This window comes from Bartonella australis AUST/NH1, from assembly GCF_000341355.1.
GTDB lineage: Bacteria > Pseudomonadota > Alphaproteobacteria > Rhizobiales > Rhizobiaceae > Bartonella > Bartonella australis.
Window position 1 is genome coordinate 551,713 of the sequence record NC_020300.1, and the last position, 17,487, is coordinate 569,199.

15 protein-coding genes are annotated in these 17,487 nt (G+C 41.2%); 6 read left to right on the forward strand and 9 right to left on the reverse strand.

Features of this window, described 5'->3' with window-relative positions; translation table 11 throughout:
• Nucleotides 1-1,021: 1,021 nt before the first annotated feature.
• The gene (ygfZ, locus tag BANH1_RS02340; protein WP_015397830.1) at nucleotides 1,022-1,894 is read right to left on the reverse strand and encodes a CAF17-like 4Fe-4S cluster assembly/insertion protein YgfZ; all 873 of its coding nucleotides are present in this window, start codon (nucleotides 1,892-1,894) and stop codon (nucleotides 1,022-1,024) included.
• 64 nt (nucleotides 1,895-1,958) lie between these two features.
• On the opposite strand from ygfZ, the gene BANH1_RS02345 reads away from it, so the two are divergent.
• The gene (locus BANH1_RS02345) at nucleotides 1,959-3,290 is read left to right on the forward strand and encodes a dihydroorotase (protein ID WP_015397831.1); all 1,332 of its coding nucleotides are present in this window, start codon (nucleotides 1,959-1,961) and stop codon (nucleotides 3,288-3,290) included.
• Between the two features lie 21 nt (nucleotides 3,291-3,311).
• Here BANH1_RS02345 and BANH1_RS02350 read toward each other — a convergent pair whose 3' ends face one another.
• Together BANH1_RS02350 and BANH1_RS02355 are read right to left on the reverse strand one after the other, a co-directional pair.
• Nucleotides 3,312-3,569: a hypothetical protein gene (locus BANH1_RS02350; protein ID WP_015397832.1), complete on the reverse strand. Its 258-nt coding sequence runs from the start codon at nucleotides 3,567-3,569 to the stop codon at nucleotides 3,312-3,314.
• Between the two features lie 76 nt (nucleotides 3,570-3,645).
• Nucleotides 3,646-4,017 (reverse strand): TIGR02301 family protein, encoded by a 372-nt coding sequence (locus BANH1_RS02355; protein ID WP_015397833.1) that lies wholly within the window; start codon nucleotides 4,015-4,017, stop codon nucleotides 3,646-3,648.
• Nucleotides 4,018-4,574: 557 nt separating this feature from the next.
• Between BANH1_RS02355 and cysS the strand changes: the two genes are divergently transcribed.
• From cysS to pssA, 5 genes are all read left to right on the forward strand, one after another.
• Nucleotides 4,575-6,083, forward strand: a complete 1,509-nt coding sequence (gene cysS, locus BANH1_RS02360; RefSeq protein WP_015397834.1) for a cysteine--tRNA ligase — start codon at nucleotides 4,575-4,577, stop codon at nucleotides 6,081-6,083.
• 42 nt (nucleotides 6,084-6,125) lie between these two features.
• A complete protein-coding gene (locus tag BANH1_RS02365; protein WP_015397835.1) occupies nucleotides 6,126-6,797 on the forward strand; it encodes a DUF421 domain-containing protein in 672 nt (223 codons plus the stop codon).
• 122 nt (nucleotides 6,798-6,919) lie between these two features.
• Complete coding sequence (locus BANH1_RS02370; RefSeq protein WP_041583192.1) at nucleotides 6,920-8,803, forward strand: ABCB family ABC transporter ATP-binding protein/permease; 1,884 nt, start codon at nucleotides 6,920-6,922, stop codon at nucleotides 8,801-8,803.
• 115 nt (nucleotides 8,804-8,918) lie between these two features.
• A complete protein-coding gene (locus BANH1_RS02375) occupies nucleotides 8,919-9,617 on the forward strand; it encodes a phosphatidylserine decarboxylase (RefSeq protein ID WP_015397837.1) in 699 nt (232 codons plus the stop codon).
• An 8-nt stretch (nucleotides 9,618-9,625) separates the two neighbouring features.
• Nucleotides 9,626-10,465: a CDP-diacylglycerol--serine O-phosphatidyltransferase gene (pssA, locus tag BANH1_RS02380; protein WP_015397838.1), complete on the forward strand. Its 840-nt coding sequence runs from the start codon at nucleotides 9,626-9,628 to the stop codon at nucleotides 10,463-10,465.
• Between the two features lie 78 nt (nucleotides 10,466-10,543).
• Here pssA and BANH1_RS02385 read toward each other — a convergent pair whose 3' ends face one another.
• The 6 genes from BANH1_RS02385 to rplI form a co-directional block, all read right to left on the reverse strand.
• On the reverse strand, nucleotides 10,544-11,293 hold the full coding sequence (locus tag BANH1_RS02385; protein WP_041583194.1) for an SDR family NAD(P)-dependent oxidoreductase: 750 nt from the start codon (nucleotides 11,291-11,293) through the stop codon (nucleotides 10,544-10,546).
• Between the two features lie 8 nt (nucleotides 11,294-11,301).
• The gene (purF, locus tag BANH1_RS02390) at nucleotides 11,302-12,792 is read right to left on the reverse strand and encodes an amidophosphoribosyltransferase (RefSeq protein WP_015397840.1); all 1,491 of its coding nucleotides are present in this window, start codon (nucleotides 12,790-12,792) and stop codon (nucleotides 11,302-11,304) included.
• A 79-nt stretch (nucleotides 12,793-12,871) separates the two neighbouring features.
• Nucleotides 12,872-13,453, reverse strand: a complete 582-nt coding sequence (locus BANH1_RS02395) for a CvpA family protein (RefSeq protein WP_015397841.1) — start codon at nucleotides 13,451-13,453, stop codon at nucleotides 12,872-12,874.
• Between the two features lie 124 nt (nucleotides 13,454-13,577).
• Entirely contained in the window at nucleotides 13,578-14,972 is a 1,395-nt protein-coding gene (gene radA / locus BANH1_RS02400) for a DNA repair protein RadA (protein ID WP_015397842.1), read from the reverse strand.
• 6 nt (nucleotides 14,973-14,978) lie between these two features.
• Nucleotides 14,979-16,481, reverse strand: a complete 1,503-nt coding sequence (locus BANH1_RS02405) for a replicative DNA helicase (RefSeq protein WP_015397843.1) — start codon at nucleotides 16,479-16,481, stop codon at nucleotides 14,979-14,981.
• Between the two features lie 404 nt (nucleotides 16,482-16,885).
• The gene (rplI, locus tag BANH1_RS02410) at nucleotides 16,886-17,467 is read right to left on the reverse strand and encodes a 50S ribosomal protein L9 (RefSeq protein ID WP_015397844.1); all 582 of its coding nucleotides are present in this window, start codon (nucleotides 17,465-17,467) and stop codon (nucleotides 16,886-16,888) included.
• Nucleotides 17,468-17,487: the final 20 nt, after the last annotated feature.

Here is a 17,487-nt window from a genome sequence, read left to right on the forward strand (position 1 = left end):
TTGCAGGAGTGGTTGATTGCCGTTAGAGCTTAATATCCTAATATAAAAAATATTGGTTCAAGTGCGCCTTTTTTATATTTCGTCAAAGCTATTTTTGTATTTTACAAAATAGTTAAATGTATTATTCATTGTATAATGAAATCTGCGCCTTTAGTTGATGTAATTCATACATATTTTTAAGGCTTATCTAGGTTTTAGAGTGTTAACTTTTCATATGATCAGACTACAGGGCAATGCTTAAATAAGCAATTACAGAGTTTGCGATATCTACGATATAACAGTTTAAAAGAGATAAAAATTATTCTATTCATTGACCGGTCTCAAGTGGAGCGTGGGCACGATAAAGAGTGGGGTAGTAAGCAGCTTTTTCGAATATATGTCATTGAAAACAGGAATGAAATGATGTTTTGCTAAAATCGCGGGTAATTGGCATAATTTTTTACTTCGTCGAAGAGGTAAAGATATAGGGCGAGGTGCTTTGCAGAGTCTTTTTATCTATGACGGAAGATAGATGATCAGGAATAATCCTCGAAATATTAATGTCGTTAAAAGTGGATTAAAGAGGCATATTTAATTTATTGCGTGGGGCACAATTGCAAATTGAGTTCAATTAAGCAAATATTATTTTGAGAGTCAAAATAGAGGCAAGCTTCTTCCGCATTACAGCCAAAAAGGCAGCGGCTTTATAAAAAGCGGCGACGCGAATAGCTTTAAAAGGCAAAATATATCTTCCGTGGTGTATTTTGATGCATCGTGGAGAAGAGAAAAGAGATATTCGTCATGAAGGGATTGTACAAAAATTTCTGAAATTTTTATCCTATCAAGAGCGAATGTTGTACAGAAAGGTGAGCGCATCTGTCTTGTCTCTAACCACTCTGACTCCCGACACGGACGAAGCTGCGGATAGCGATGTCTTCTATTTCAGTATCGAAAGAGCAATAGAAGTCAGTAAACCAAACAGTCAGTTCGGAAGCATGCTCCGCTCAATGTGTGTTGCTCCGACTTCTGTGATGATTCAGCTTTAGCCATCAGCGGTCTCTGCAGTGCTCTCAGGGAAAGTAAAATTCACATTTTCTGGGATGTTTATTGTTACAGGAAGATTATCTACAGTGATTTGAATATTTTCGTTCATTGCGTCTTTCACATGGTCAATGCGCATTAAAGCTAGAGCTTCATTTGTAGCACATGTTCCCAATTGTCCTAGCTTTTTTGCTCCTGCTGTAACAGTGGAGCCTGGCGTTAAGTTATATCGGCTTTTGACGATTAAAAGACGACGACGAATTATTTTACGATGGTGCATCCGCGAAATAACCTCTTGCCCGATATAACAACCTTTGTTCAATGCTAGTCCATTGATTTGGTCATAGTTAATATCGTGGGGAAAAACTTTTCCTATTTCATAATCATGGCCGCTTTCTGCGATCGCGTAACGAATACGCATTCGGTCCCAGTTGTCGTTGCGTTTTGGAGCAGATAGGGATGTTTTTCCGTAATATCTTAAGACTTTTTCTTTTATTGGAAATCGCTTATCAGAAAAACTTAAAACAGAATCTGATATACTTATTTTATTTTCCCAACAAATTGTTATATCTTTTTGTAATGGTTGTGTAATTTCTATTTCTTTACGTAATTTATAAAGCATAAGACGTTTCTGAAAGGAGTCAGCTAAGAGCGCATCAATATCGATCATGTAGCCCTTGTTTATTTTGCTAATAAGAAAATCAGCAACGACTTTTCCTTGTGGGGATAGAAGAGCACCTGGGAGGAGTTCTTGTGGCCTCATTTTTTTTATATCTGTGGTGATAAGAACCTGCAAGAAATGCGTAGCTTCTTCGCCGGTCACTTTAATAATTTTACGGTTTTTTAGGCTAAGAGCGTTTTGTTTTTCGACCATGATACTTGCCTTTCTGCCCAGAGTTGCATAATCGATAAGAAGGCGGCATGTAGGGAGCACGGTTATGTTTAAAACATTTGATACAATTTTTAAAGGCGCAACGCTTGTTAATCACGATGGAAGCGGTAAGCGTGATATTGGTGTGGTGAATGGTCAAATTGCTGAAATTGGTGATCTTACACGTGCATCTGCTTGTGAGGTAATTGACTGTACAGGCCTGCATATTTTACCCGGTATCATTGATAGCCAAGTTCATTTTCGTGAGCCGGGTAATGAACATAAAGAAGATCTAGAAAGTGGTTCTCGTTCTGCGGTTTTGGGGGGAGTCACAGCAGTTTTCGAAATGCCTAATACCAGTCCACTTACGGTCTCAGAAGAGACTTTGGCTGATAAGGTGAGACGTGCATTTCACCGGATGCATTGCGACTTCGCGTTTTGGGTTGGAGGAACGCGTGAGAATATACATGAATTAGCTGAATTAGAGAGATTGCCTGGTGCCGCTGGTATTAAGGTATTTATGGGATCTTCTACGGGTGATCTTTTGGTAGATGATGATGAAAGTGTGCGCCTTATTTTAAAGAATACACGTCGTCGTACAGCCTTTCATTCTGAAGATGAAGAACGACTCAATGAACGTAAACTACTGCGTGTTGAGGGGGATGTGTTATCGCATCCGGTTTGGCGCGATGAGATTGCTGCATTAAAGTGCACACAGCGTTTGGTTAAAATTGCGCATGAAACAGGGGCGCGTATTCATGTGCTGCATCTTTCCACAGCAGAAGAAATTGATTTTTTAAAAAATCACAAGGATGTCGCGACAGCTGAAATAACTCATCATCATTTGACGCTGGCCGCTGATGATTATCAGCGGTTTGGTACATTGATCCAGATGAATCCGCCTATTCGTGAAAGCCGCCATAGAGAAGTTCTTTGGTACGGAGTTCAGCAGGGCGTCATTGATATTTTAGGTTCTGATCATGCTCCTCACACACTCGAGGAAAAACAGAAAATTTACCCTTTTTCGCCTTCGGGTATAACAGGTGTACAAACAACGGTTGCAATTATGCTCACCCACGTGAATACAGGAAAAATCTCTCTTGAACGTTTTGTTGATCTTACGTCGCATGGACCTAATCGCGTTTTTGGTATAAGCCGTAAAGGGCGCATTGCCGTTGGATATGATGCTGACCTGACCATTATTGATCTGAAACGAGAAGAGATCATTACTAATGCGCTAATTGGTTCACGTGCAAATTGGACGCCTTATGACGGAAAAAAAGTTAAAGGCTGGCCAGTTGGCACAATCATCCGTGGTATGCGGGTTATGTGGGAAGGTGAAATTGTCACACCTTCACAGGGGCGGCCTGTTAAATTTACAGAAGCACCGGCGCAATAATATACGAAAGTTAAATACGCGCTATTGAACAATTTTGTGGGGACAAAAAATACCCATAATAACTTTGTCGCGTGTATGCGAGAGCAGCTTTAAGACTTGCTGTTCTGATCGTATCTGAAGAAGGTACTGCAACGCTGTGTCAAAAGCGGCTACCGCGAGAATTTCTGGTTCGATGCCATTTAAAATTCCATCGGTCCACACTTCAGTTTGATATTTGACGGCAAGAAGCTTTTGTTCTTCAGCTATTAAATCGGTTGTATTCATATCAGATTGGCTCATGGACTAACTCATTTTTAGAAAAATCACCCATGTGTAGCACAAATTTGAGGTTTGTCAGTTATATTTAAAAAAAAGATTAATCATTAAAAGGTGCGAGTAGGCTTTCGGATAAGGCTCTACCTTCTTCGATATATCTCCGGTCCGCTTCGATTGCCGATTGCGTACAACGATGATAATTTTCCGAAAAAGCGCGATAAGCTCCGTTGAACGATTCATAAAAGTAAGCGCGCCTTTGTGGTGCTGGTTTTTCTGCTTCAATTAACGCGGCCATATAATCATACCACTGGTTTGTGGGAGTAGTACAGAGATTGCGCAGATAATGCAGAGAACCCAAAATTTCTGCCAATCGTAGCAATTTTGTATCATATGATAACAATTGTTGCGCAAAGGTTTGTGCTGAACTTAGAAAAAATACTGAAATAATAATATTTATCAAAATGTTACGCATTATTTTTCTCATAATAAATTTTTGTGGGATCGAAATTATAAACAGGGCAACCTCACTGTCGGGGGCATCTTGGAGTGTTTATGCCCATAAAGAGATAGCCAGAAAATGTTATATATTATCGCCAGTGGCGAACATATTGTAGAAATCTAGGGCGCGAAAGGCAGTAAGAAAATGATTGCGAGGATATTAAAAGTTTTTTCTAAAATGTTTTAAAGATATTTCGAATTTTTTATTTAATTTCGTTACTTGCAATAAATTTAGGCTAACCGCTTGTTTAGAGTTTTTCTCTGAGTTCATTTCTATCAGGAAAAGCAAATTGGCCTTTGTTAATGCTTAGTTAATAAAATTGGTTTGTTTTAACAGACAACAAAGAACCCCTCCTAAACGAGGTGCGGTGGAATGGCTCTAGCTTTCACATAAGATATGCCAAATTTTGGTTCGAAGTTGTAGGTTTTTTGCAGATTATATCGGGAACGGATAATATGTCTAGTAATTTGATAGTATAAACGGAGTTTATCAGGAACGCCGGAAAGTAATGCCGCTCACGGAGTATGCTTATGAGCAATTTGCGATTTTATAATACGCTTACACGTAAAAAAGAAGATTTCACACCGATTAATCCCGCTAACGTACGTCTTTATGTTTGTGGTCCGACGGTTTACGATTATGCCCATATCGGCAATGCACGTCCTGTTATCGTTTTTGATATTTTGTTTCGTTTATTACGTCACGTTTATGGTGAGGCTCACGTCAAGTATGCTCGTAATATCACAGATGTGGATGATAAGATTAACGCACGTGCAGCTCGTGAATATCCGAAGCTCGCACTTAATGATGCTATTCGTTTACTAACTGAGCGCACATATCATCAATTTCAGCAGGATACAATGGCGCTCAGCTGTTTAATGCCGACTAGCCAACCGCGCGCAACTGACTATTTGGAAGAAGTGCGGTTTTTGATTGAAAGACTTCTTGAAAAAGGCCACGCTTATATCGCAGAAAATCATATATTGTTTTCCGTAAACAGCATGAGAGACTGCCCCCATTATGGTGCGCTGGCAAGACGATCACTTGACGAAATGAGAGCGGGGGCAAGAGTAGATGTTGCTGCTTACAAAAAGGAGGAAATGGATTTTGTTTTATGGAAACCTTCTACAGAGGAGGAACCAGGGTGGACATCGCCGGCGGGAATCACCGTTTTAGGCCGTCCGGGTTGGCATATCGAGTGTTCGGCAATGTCGATGGCAGATCTGTTAGTTCCTTACGGTGGAGGTTTAGCTTGTAATGATCCGGCAGCGAATATGTTCGACATTCATGGTGGCGGTATTGATTTGATTTTTCCTCATCACGAAAATGAGATCGCGCAAAGCTGTTCAGCTTTGGGAACTGAACGAATGGCCAACTTCTGGATGCATAACGGTTTTGTGCAAGTTGAAGGTAAAAAGATGTCTAAGAGTCTTGGCAATTTTATCACTATTCGTTCTATATTAGAGAGCAATTTTTTTCAATTTAACAATGTCTTGACAGATGAAATTAAACAAAAATGGGCAGGTTTATCTGCGCGTTTTTCGATGTTGCAAACTCATTATCGTGAACCATTGAATTGGACGACTTTACGTTTAGCTCAATCCAGTAGCGAGCTGTATCGGTGGTATGAATTTCTTCGCCGCGAAAGATGTTGTTTGGATGACGACGAATCTGTAGAAGGATCTTTGATAGCTGCATTAAGCGATGACCTTAACACCCCGAATGCACTCACTATTTTGCGAAAATTTTATAAAGAGGGAAATGCCGTGGCTCTCGCAAAGGGTATGGACTTATTTGGATTACTGCAACGAGAATGGGTTACAAGGCCAGAATGTCCACTTTTTGCTACCGGGGTGGCCCTTGATGCACAATTAATTGACCAGCGTATCGCTGAGAGGTTATTACTTATTCATAATAAAAAGTGGGCGGCTGCAGATGCAATTCGTGATGAGCTCGCGGCGGAGGGGATTTTGCTAAAAGATGAAAAAGACCCCCAGACTGGTGAGCGTATTACTACGTGGGAAACGAAGCGATCATGATTATTAGTATTCTGGTAATTTTCTCAAAAAAGGGAGAAGGCGGTGAATTTTTTGTATGATTATGGGTATACAGCGCTTAAATTAGTTTTGGGTCTTGCCGCCTTTTTATTTATCTTAAGAACAACAGGTCGTGGCAGCCTCAGTCAAATGACGCCGATTGATCTGGTGAGCAATTTTGTGATGGGTGGTATTATTGGGGGAAGTATTTATAATCACGATATAAGCGGCACCCAGGTGCTGGTTGTTCTGCTTATTTGGCAAACCTTGATCACGTCCCTTAATTTTTTAGCGCGATATTCAGTTTTTTTTCATCGGCTTATTGTTGGGCAAAGTGTTGCATTAGTTTTAGATGGTGTGTTTCAAATAGATGAGATTAAGCGCCTGGGTATCAGCGTGAATGAATTAATTACAACGTTGCGTATTAAAGGCTGTAGTTTGCGCGAAGCAGCTTTTGTTCGTTTAGAAGCGAATGGTGATTTTTCCGTTGTTCCAAAAAAAGATGGAAAAAATTCTATCATTCTTGTGCAAAATGGTGAAATTCTTAAAGAAGGTCTCGAAGAAATTGATAAATCGGAGGCGTGGCTCAAATCGGAGTTAAGAAAAAGGCGCTTAAAAGTCGAGGATTTATTTGCAGTGGAATGGTACGAGAAAACAGACAAAAATAATCAATCTTGCAGCGAATTGTTTCTTGTTCCTTTTCAAAAAACAGTCTAACTTCAGACACTTTGAAAGCGCACAGCACACAAGAGGCGAACGAAGAGCGTAACATAATCAACAAAGCGCGGGTGAAGGGTCGCTTTTGCGCGTATTAAGTGGGTGATGAAGAAATAGGGCTTATGAGACAGGATGAAATGCCGAAAACCGTGTCGGCGGCTTCGGGGCGGACTTTACGTACACTCTGTAATTTATGGCCCTATATGTGGCCATCCGCCCGACCTGATTTAAAGATGCGCGTTATATGGGCGGTATTTTACCTCATTTTAGCAAAATTAGTCCTTTTATCTGTGCCGTATTTTTTTAAATACGCTACAAACGCGCTCGATGCACACTTTGAGCCATCTGTGCAGTCTTCGTCTATCTTACTCGTTCCTGTTATGCTGGTTTTAGCGTACAATGCCGCGCGTATTGTGCAGGCTGGATTGAATCAGTTACGTGATTCTCTTTTCGCGATCGTTGGTCAATATGCCATCCGCCAATTAGCATATAAGACTTTTATCCATCTTCACAAATTGTCTTTGCGCTTTCATTTAGAGCGGCGAACTGGTGGGCTTTCCCGTGTGATTGACCGTGGTACAAAGGGCATTGAGGCTATTGTGAGGTTTTCAATCCTTAATACGGCACCAACCATTTTAGAATTTGTCCTGACAGCGCTCGTATTTTATATAAATTACGGGGTGTATTATGTTTTTGTAGTTGTGGTGACGGTCGGTTTATATAGTTGGTTCACAATTAAGGCAAGTAACTGGCGCATTAAAATTCGAGAAGAAATGAATACCGCGGACACCGAGGCAAACACGCACGCAGTTGATTCCCTTTTAAACTTCGAAACGGTTAAATATTTTGGCAATGAAGCTTTAGAAGCAAATCGATTTGATTCTTCTATGGCGGGTTATGAAGAGGCCGCGACGAAAACTTGGGTATCATTAAGTTGGCTGAATTTTGGCCAGGCCTTTATCTTTGGTGTCGGGATGACTGTCCTTATGTTGATATCGGCGTATGAAGTTTTCCGTGGGTCTCAGACTTTAGGTGATTTTGTTTTCATTAATGCACTTCTGATACAGCTTTCAATTCCACTGAATTTTATTGGTTCGATTTATCGCGAAGTTCGCCAGGGCTTAACCGATATCGAATCTATGTTTGATCTTTTAGATGTTCAGCAGGAAATTGTCGATAAATCGGACGCTAAGCCATTGGTGGTGAGTGACGGCACCATCCGGTTCCATAAGGTGCAATTTTCATACGATGCAGCTCGCCCGATTCTCAGAGATATTAATTTTGAAATACCTGGGGGTAAGACAACAGCAATTGTTGGCCCATCAGGCGCTGGTAAATCAACTATTTCTCGGTTACTTTTCCGATTTTATGATGTTGAATCGGGTTCGATAACAGTTGATGGGCAGGATATCCGTGATGTGACCCAAGGAAGTTTACGTGAAGCGATTGGTATAGTGCCACAAGATACGGTTTTGTTTAATGATACAATTGCTTATAATATCCGCTATGGGCGTCCAAATGCCACAAATGAAGAAATGCATAAAGCTGCCGAAATGGCTCAGATGTCGAAATTTATCGAGATGCTTCCAGAAGGCTTTCAGTCCGTAGTAGGGGAGCGTGGTCTCAAATTGTCAGGTGGTGAAAAACAACGTGTGGCTATTGCACGAACACTTTTAAAAGCACCCCCACTTCTCATCTTAGATGAAGCGACTGCAGCTCTTGATACAGCTACGGAACGAGAAATTCAACAAGCATTGGATATTATAAGCCGCGGGCGCACAACGTTAATTATTGCACATCGTCTTTCCACTGTTATTGGAGCAGATGAAATTTTAGTGTTAAAGGGTGGTCGTGTCATCGAAAAGGGGACACACACTGACCTTTTGCGCAAGAAAGGTTTATATGCTTCGATGTGGGCTAAACAGCTTGAAGCTTCACAGGCTGAAGAAAAATTGCGTAAAATACGTGAAGAAGATGAGCTAGGTGTTGTTAAGCGTAAAACGTAATGTGCATAAAATGAACTCTAGCTTTATGCGAAATAATTGATTAAATATTACGGAGAGAGGGGGATAACAAGGAGATTTATTGGTTTTTTAAAATCATATATGAATAGGAAATGATATGAGTGTTATGCAGTCTATCCGTAATGGCTTTGTTCCGATTCACAAAGAAGGCTACCCTTTTATCGTAGCGTTTTTTGTTATTTCACTCATCCTTAGTTGGATATGGAGCCCTTTATTTTGGTGTGGCCTCGTTCTGACGGTATGGTGTATATATTTTTTCCGCGACCCAGAGCGCGTGACGCCTATGAATGAAAATTGGGTTATATCCCCTGCTGATGGGCGTATTTCATTTGTTGGGTTGTGTGTTCCACCAGAGGAATTTGGGTTGGGTAGCGACGAAATGATGCGCGTTTCTGTATTTATGAATATTTTTTCGTGCCATGTTAATCGTTTTCCTATTAGTGGCACAGTGGAGTCCATTGTTTACCGTCCGGGTAAGTTCTCTAACACCGAGTTTGATAAGGCTAGCCGATTTAATGAATGTAATGGACTGGTGGTTGACAGTAAACATGGAAAATTTGCTGTAGTACAGATAGCAGGGTTAATTGCTCGTCGGATTATTTGTTGGTCAAAAGAGAAAGACTCGGTTGTTACTGGGCAGCGCTTCGGGCTGATTCGTTTTGGTTCTCGTCTTGATGTTTATATGCCGGCCGAGGTGAAATTGCGTGTTGCCGTCGGTCAGATAGCGGTCGCCGGAGAGACAGTTTTTGGCTCTTTCGACGATGATAGTGCCACGACTGATTTTAGAATTGATTAGGGTGAATAATGGGAGATTCCTCGTTATTTTCTTCGTTTGATCCCGAAGGACAACATGGCGTTATTGCGCACCGGCGGCGTTCGCTTATGCCAATACGGTATGTTGTCCCTAATATTATCACTATTTTGGCAATTTGTGCGGGGATGAGCGGTATTCGTTTGGCTTTTGAGCGATGCTATGAATCTGCTATGTTAATGGTGCTTTTAGCGGCAATTTTAGATGGGGCTGATGGTCGCGTTGCGCGTTTAGTGGACGGTTGTTCGTCTTTTGGGGCTCAGATGGATTCTCTTGCTGATGTTATCAATTTTGGCGTTGCTCCTGCGCTTGTTGTTTATTCCTTTATTTTATCGCAGGTTCATCAAGTAGGCTGGGTTGCGGCCCTCGTTTATTGTGTAGCCTGTTGCTTGCGGTTAGCCCGTTTTAATGTGACGCTGGATAGTACTGATACACCAAGATGGAAATGGGATTATTTTGTTGGTGTTCCTGCGCCTGCGGGCGCGTTATTGCTTTTATTACCTGTTTATCTGGGCGCTCTCGGCCTTACACCTAGTTGGGGCTGGGCTTTATTCTTTAGCATTTATACTGTTGTTGTTGCTTTTCTTTTAGTTAGTCGTCTACCAGTATGGAACGCGAAGAGGATTGGCCGAAAATTAAGGCGTGACGTTGTTGTACCGTGTATGTTGGTTATGGTCATTTATGTAGGTTTTCTCGCGACTTACACATGGTACACTTTATTAATAACAGCGGTTAGCTATATGATTTTTTTGCCTTATAGTGCTTTAATTTACAAAAAACGGGCTGCTTTAGAGGCACGTAAGATGAGCGCTAACACTAGCCAAGACACATAGAGTTTTGTATTTAGCTTTTAGGGAAAAGATAAAATTAAGGAGGATTTTAATTCAGTTGAGTGGCGTGTGTGGCTGATGTCAATCGGGCATACAGTAATTCACAAAACGATTTGTGCGGACATCAAAAAGCTTGCCCGTCTCTTTTAAATTGGGTGACAATAGAGGCGCTATTTTTGCGGCAACTTCTTGCGGGGAAGGTAAAGTTTGCGGGTCTTCGTCAGGCATAGCTTGAGCGCGCATCGCAGTGCGCGTTGCGCCGGGATTGACGCAATTGACTTTGATACGCGTTTGCTTAAGTTCTTCTGCCCAGCAACGGGCGATAATTTCCAAAGCAGCTTTAGAGGCTGCGTAGGGTCCCCAGGAAGCGCGCGCGAGATGAGCAACACTCGATGATAATAGGATGGCTCGTCCAGCATTAGATTTGCGCAATAATGGTTCGAAGGCCTTCATTAAGCGGTACTGGCTGGTGAGATTCACTCGAAAAACTTCTTCAAATATTTCGTTTTCAACATAAGCTATTGGTGAGAGTGTCCCAAGAATCCCGGCATTTGCAACCATAATATCCAGTTTTTTCCAGCGTTCATTAATAGAAACTGCCAAAGTATCGATAGCTTCCATATGACGTAGGTCAAGAGGCACTAACGTTGCAGAAGAGCCTTTTTCTCGAATTTTGTCTTCAAGTACAGCTAGACTATTGATTGTCCGCGCAAGAGCGATAATGTGAGCACCGCGTGCTGCCAACTCTAAAGCTAAATGATAACCAATCCCTTTAGAAGCGCCGGTAACCAGCGCGACACACCCAATAAGGTTAAAATCAGATTGTTTCATAATCATTATCAGTCTTTTGTTTTAAGAACAGATGACTGGTGAATTTGGGGGATATTTTTTTGATCTGTTAAATGTGTAGGGTAATGCCCAGTAAAATAATGATCAGTGAATTGTGGTGCAGAATTATCCCGTTTCTTTCCTATAACAGCGAGATATAGGCCATCAGTTGAAAGAAATTCTAATGAATCGGCCCCTATAAAATTACACATAGATTTTAAATCTGGATATTGATTAGCCAAGAGGTTTTCGATGTTAGGTGTATCAATACCATAAAAATCAGGATAGAAAATCATTGGGCTGGAAACGCGCATGTGGACTTCTTTTGCTCCTGCATCGCGCAGCATCCGCACAATTTTGACAGATGTTGTTCCACGCACAATAGAATCATCTACTAAAATGACGCGTTTTCCTTCAATAATGGGACGATTCGCAGAGTGTTTTAATTTAACGCCAAAGGCACGAATCTGCTGTGTTGGTTCAATAAAGGTGCGACCAACATAGTGATTACGAATGATGCCGAGCTCAAAGGGAATTCCACTTTTTTGCGCATAGCCAATTGCCGCAGGTGTACCTCCATCTGGAACAGGGACCACAACATCACCGTCACATGGTGCTTCTTGTGCCAAATGGATACCCATATTTTTGCGAGCTATGTAAACACTACGTCCCCCGACGGTTGAATCAGGCCGGGCAAAATAGACATATTCAAAAAGGCAAAGCCTCTCTGGTTTTTCTATTTTTGGTTTAACTATTTTCGTGGTGATTTCACCATTTTTCTGTATTTCGCATATAATAATTTCACCGTTTCTGACATCGCGGACATATTTCGCTCCAATGATATCAAGTGCGCATGTCTCTGAACAAAAAATGGGTTTGCCATCAAGCTCGCCCATAACAAGCGGCCGAATACCTATTGGGTCGCGCGCAGCAATGAGCTTCGTGCGCGTCAGCGCTAACATGGCGTACCCACCTTCTACTTGTTGAATAGCATCAACAAATCGATCAGATGACGATTCGTAACGTGAACGAGCGATAAGATGAAGTAAAACCTCTGAATCTGACGTTGACTGGCAGATAGCACCAGAAGCAATCAAACCGCGGCGTAATGTGAGACCATTTGTTAAATTTCCATTATGCGCAATAGCTATACCTCCCACTTTTAATTCAGCAAAAAGGGGCTGTACATTACGTAATGCTATTTCTCCAGTTGTTGAGTAACGAGTATGCCCGATAGCGCGATTTCCTGGCAGACGGGCAAGTGTTGCTGGATTTGTATAGTGATCACCAACAAGACCTAAATGTTTTTCCTGATGAAACATTTTATTATGATAAGACACAATCCCGGCGGCTTCTTGTCCACGGTGCTGAAGCGCGTGTAGTCCAAGAGCTGTTAATGTCGCTGCATCTTCATGTCCGAGGATACCGAATACCCCGCATTCTTCATGAAGGGTATCGTCGTCAAATGAGAATTCTTGGCTGGAAATATTAATCTTTATCATAGCATTTTTTCAGTAATAATATCAAAAATTGTTGATATTGTGTGGTATATATTATTCAAGATTACTAGCCAATGATGGGCTATTCCCTATTATGCGAAAGTACATCTGCGTCAGAGCTTCCGTCATTCGTTCCTGCATCGTCTTTTTTTAAAATACTTTCAGCTTTTTCGAGAGCGTAATCGAGATCTTTAGGCAAAATTTCCAAAATTTTTTGACCTAATGAATCCAACATGGGCTTTGTTTTTGCATTTTTTAGCCAGTCAGCTTGTTGCTCAGGTTTGATGAGTGCGTTAACGAGCAGCATGCTAACAACCATGATTAATAAGCCACGCAGCATCCCAAAAATAAAGCCGATAATTCGGTCAAACATACCAATTCGACTATCAATAACAAAATCAGAAATTTTCATTGTAATGACGGAAGTAATAATAAGAACAATAACAAAAATTGTGATCAATGTCGTGATCAATGCGATCATTTTGTTAGAAAGATATTGTTCAAAAAAGGGCAATACAGGCTTAAATAAGAACAGCGTAGCAGCAGCTGAAACTGCCCAAGAAATCAACGACAGCACTTCGCGTGAAAATCCGCGGAGCATAGCTAAAAAAGCGGAAAACAGAATGATTGCTGCGACAATACCATCAAGAACTGTTATGATCATTTATTTGTTCCTCATATATCAAAGTTATGTTCTATTTTAATTAGCGCAAAAGTGTGTTTTTAGTTATGCCACCTTTCGTTTTTATATCAAGGATCCTCTGAATTTTATAGAGTTTTCTCTGTTATTATGCATGTGATGCGAGTTTCATTTTGTCTGTAGTGATATCGGTAACCAATTCAGAAAGGTCGGAGAGCGTTTTTTGTTGAAAGGTTTGCGATTTTATCGTTTCAGTTGCTGCAGTGGGGTGTACAGCTCCTCGGAAGCCGAGCTTCTTCGCTTCTTTGATACGCTGTGTTGAATGCGCGACGGCGCGAATTGCGCCAGAAAGGCTGATTTCGCCAAAATACACATAATGGGTTGGGAGAGGAATGTTTGCAAGCGAAGATACCAAAGCTGCTGCAACAGCTAAGTCAGCGGCGGGTTCTGATATACGGTAGCCACCCGCAATATTAAGATAAACATCGTGTTGCCCAAAGCGGATACCGCAGTGAGCTTCTAATACCGCTAGAATCATCGAAAGACGATTTCCATCCCATCCCACAACGGCACGTCGTGGTGTACCGAGTGAAGAGGGGGCTACAAGCGCTTGGATCTCTACCAATATGGGGCGTGTTCCTTCTACTCCGGCAAAAACAGCAGTTCCTGGTGCTTTTTCATTACGTTCACCCAAAAATAGCTCAGATGGGTTTTTGACTTCCCGTAACCCTTTATCGGACATTTCAAAAACACCAATTTCATCGGTTGGCCCAAAACGGTTTTTCACAGTTCTCAGAATTCGGTAATGATGGTTACCTTCACCTTCAAAATAAAGAACGCCGTCGACCATGTGCTCGACAACCCTGGGACCAGCAATTTGTCCGTCTTTTGTGACATGGCCGACAAGAACAACAGCCGCACCTGTTTTTTTTGCAAAACGGATTATTGCTTGAGCGCTAACACGTACTTGCGTCACAGTTCCAGGCGCTGAATCAGCCATATCTGACCACAAGGTTTGAATTGAATCAATGACAACCATATCGAGTTTTTTGTGCTCATTTAAAGTTGCGAGGATATCTTCGACATTAGTTTCGGCAGCTAATTTAACTTCTGTATTTGCGGCGCCAAGCCTTTGCGCACGTAAACGAATTTGCGCGACAGCTTCTTCACCTGAAACATAGACGACATTATATCCTTTCCGCGATAAAGCGGCTGCTGTTTGAGTAAGGAGTGTCGATTTGCCGATACCTGGATCGCCGCCAATAAGTAATGCGGATCCGCGAACAAAACCGCCGCCAGTAACCCGATCAAGTTCAGCAATTCCAGAATGGATACGCGAAGCATCTTCAATATCTCCAGAAAGGGATGCGAGCGTGACTATACGCCCTTTACGAATATTTCGCGCGGGGCCACTACCGATGCCAGCGTTCGTACTTTCTTCGACGAGCGAGTTCCATTCTCCGCAGGAAGCACATTTCCCGGCCCAGCGTGAATAAGTTGTGTTACAGTTTTGGCAGATAAATTGGATATGATTGCGCGCCATGGCGGTTTAACCAAATTGTTCTGGGAGATGATCACTTTCTGCCAGATCAGTAAAGCGTGTAAATTCTGATTGAAAAGCAAGCTGAATTGCTCCTGTCGGTCCATGACGTTGTTTCGCTATGATAATATCAGCTCTCCCAAATGCTTTATCCATTGCATCTTGCCATTTTTCATGTTCAAGACTGCCTATTTTAGGCTCTTCATTTTTGAGATAATATTCTTCACGGTATACAAAGAGAACGACGTCGGCATCTTGCTCAATAGAACCAGATTCGCGTAAATCTGATAATTGTGGGCGTTTGTCTGTTCGGTTTTCAACTTGGCGCGAAAGTTGTGAAAGGGCGATAATAGGAACGTTGAGTTCTTTGGCCAACGCTTTCAAGCCTGTAGTAATTTCCGTAATTTCTTGAACTCGATTTTCGGATGAACGTCGCGAATTACTCGTCATTAATTGTATATAGTCTATGATCAAGACGCTTAAACCATGTTGTCGCTTCAGGCGGCGTGCGCGCGCAGCCAATTGAGTAATTGATATACCACCGGTTTGGTCGATGTAGAGCGGCGCTTTCTGTAAGCGGTTCATTGTACGTAATAATTTTACAAATTGCTCTTCTGAAATATTGCCGCGCCGGATTTCAGAAGAAGAGACTTCTGTTTGTTCAGAAATAATACGTGTCGCAAGCTGTTCAGACGACATTTCAAGCGAGAAAAATCCAACAATATTTTCTTCGTTATCCTGTGATAAATCTTTCGTTTTAAGATTACCATTATTGGCATTGGCAATATTAAAAGCGATATTGGTTGCAAGTGAGGTTTTACCCATACCAGGGCGCCCAGCGAGGATAATCAAGTCAGATGGTTGCAGTCCTCCCATTTTCTCATCAAGCGTTTTAATATGGGTGGCTATACCTGATAGTCGCGAAGAACGTTTTTTTGCGGCACCTGCCATGTCAATAGCTTTTTTTACAGCTTCGTCGAAACTTTCAAATCCACCACCATATTTCCCTTTTTCTGCTAGCTCAAACAAATTACGTTCTACATTTTCAATTTGTTGGGTCGGCGTAAGCTCGATAGGGGAATCAAAAGCTGTGTTGACAATTTGTGTTCCGAGGTTAATCAGAGATCGCCGTATAAAAAGATCGTAGATCACCCGTCCATAATCTTCAGCATTAATAATAGTGACTGCTTCTGTGCTTAAACGAACTATATAATTGTATACAGTGATATCTCCGATCTTTTCTTCGGCCGGAATAAAAGGTTTTATTGTGACGGGAGTTGCACTTTTCCCTTTTTTAATAACGTGCGATAGAATATCAAAAATTTTCTGGTGTAATGTTTCAAAAAAATGTTCTGGTTTTAAAAAATCAGAAACGCGATCGAGTGCGTCGTTATTGATAAAAATTGCACCAAGCAACGCTTGCTCAGCTTCAATGTTATACGGCAGTTGTCGAAAAGAAGAATTTTCCTCTTTTTGCAGAGAGCTGAAATTAAGGATACTTGTTTCTTCCATGACAATTTTTTCCACTAAGATTTTGACTGGGTTAGTTTAAACAACAAATTGAGCGCTGTACATTAAAAGGATAAAATTTCAAAGCTTGTTTTAATTTAAAATAACACGTTTATTTTGGGGGGGATACATTATTAGGCACTCACTTAATAATGTGTGTATATGTTCCTTTATAATTTGTGATCTAAAAATTTGAAAAAGACTATTAGCAGGATAATTTTTCTCCTTTTTCATAATTTTGGCTTTTGACGCCATCAATAAGACTCTGAAATTTCGCACTTGATAATTTAGCTTTGAGCTTGTTGTAGCGATAAAAAAAACTACTCAGCCTGCCAGCTGAGTAATTTTAGATTTAGAATTAATAAAAAGATAACGACCAAAATTTAAATAGACAGGGAAAATATAAGTTAAGCTTCTTCATTAATAGTGCTTTCAGCATTGTCACTCGTTTTTTCTTCCAGTTGCTGTCCCTGAATATCAGATATTGTTCCTACTGCTTCGATAAAGGTAGAATCTTCGCCTTTTGCTTGATGCTGTGCTTCACTGGTTGAACGCGCAATGTTAATCGTCACGGAAACTTGGATTTCAGGATGTAAACTAATAGTGATAGTATGGAGGCCGATAGTCTTTATTGGATGATTGAGCACAATTTGATTACGTCCGACAGAAATACCATCGTTTGTTATAATTTCTGAAATATTACGTGTCGATACAGAGCCGTAAAGCTGCCCTGTTTCACTGGCTGAACGGATGACAATGAACGACTTACCGTCGAGTTTCTCAGAAATTTTTTGAGCTTCATTTTTACGTTCAAGATTACGAGATTCAAGCTGCGCGCGCTGCATTTCAAAATGTTTTTTGTTAGCCTCGTTGGCGCGTAAGGCCTTGCCTTGAGGGAGCAAAAAGTTACGTGCATAACCATCTTTGACCGAAACAACATCGCCCATCTGACCGAGGCCGGTAATACGCTCAAGTAAAATAATATCCATAGTTTTTTCCTTTCGAATAA

Bases quoted from the DNA above. Each gene is read 5' to 3' on its own strand.
- ygfZ (WP_015397830.1), bottom strand. From the start codon at position 1,894: ATGGTCGAAAAACAAAACGCTCTTAGCCTAAAAAACCGTAAAATTATT.
- BANH1_RS02345 (WP_015397831.1), top strand. From the start codon at position 1,959: ATGTTTAAAACATTTGATACAATTTTTAAAGGCGCAACGCTTGTTAAT.
- BANH1_RS02350 (WP_015397832.1), bottom strand. From the start codon at position 3,569: ATGAGCCAATCTGATATGAATACAACCGATTTAATAGCTGAAGAACAA.
- BANH1_RS02355 (WP_015397833.1), bottom strand. From the start codon at position 4,017: ATGCGTAACATTTTGATAAATATTATTATTTCAGTATTTTTTCTAAGT.
- cysS (WP_015397834.1), top strand. From the start codon at position 4,575: ATGAGCAATTTGCGATTTTATAATACGCTTACACGTAAAAAAGAAGAT.
- BANH1_RS02370 (WP_041583192.1), top strand. From the start codon at position 6,920: ATGAGACAGGATGAAATGCCGAAAACCGTGTCGGCGGCTTCGGGGCGG.
- BANH1_RS02375 (WP_015397837.1), top strand. From the start codon at position 8,919: ATGAGTGTTATGCAGTCTATCCGTAATGGCTTTGTTCCGATTCACAAA.
- pssA (WP_015397838.1), top strand. From the start codon at position 9,626: ATGGGAGATTCCTCGTTATTTTCTTCGTTTGATCCCGAAGGACAACAT.
- BANH1_RS02385 (WP_041583194.1), bottom strand. From the start codon at position 11,293: ATGAAACAATCTGATTTTAACCTTATTGGGTGTGTCGCGCTGGTTACC.
- purF (WP_015397840.1), bottom strand. From the start codon at position 12,792: ATGATAAAGATTAATATTTCCAGCCAAGAATTCTCATTTGACGACGAT.
- BANH1_RS02395 (WP_015397841.1), bottom strand. From the start codon at position 13,453: ATGATCATAACAGTTCTTGATGGTATTGTCGCAGCAATCATTCTGTTT.
- radA (WP_015397842.1), bottom strand. From the start codon at position 14,972: ATGGCGCGCAATCATATCCAATTTATCTGCCAAAACTGTAACACAACT.
- BANH1_RS02405 (WP_015397843.1), bottom strand. From the start codon at position 16,481: ATGGAAGAAACAAGTATCCTTAATTTCAGCTCTCTGCAAAAAGAGGAA.
- rplI (WP_015397844.1), bottom strand. From the start codon at position 17,467: ATGGATATTATTTTACTTGAGCGTATTACCGGCCTCGGTCAGATGGGC.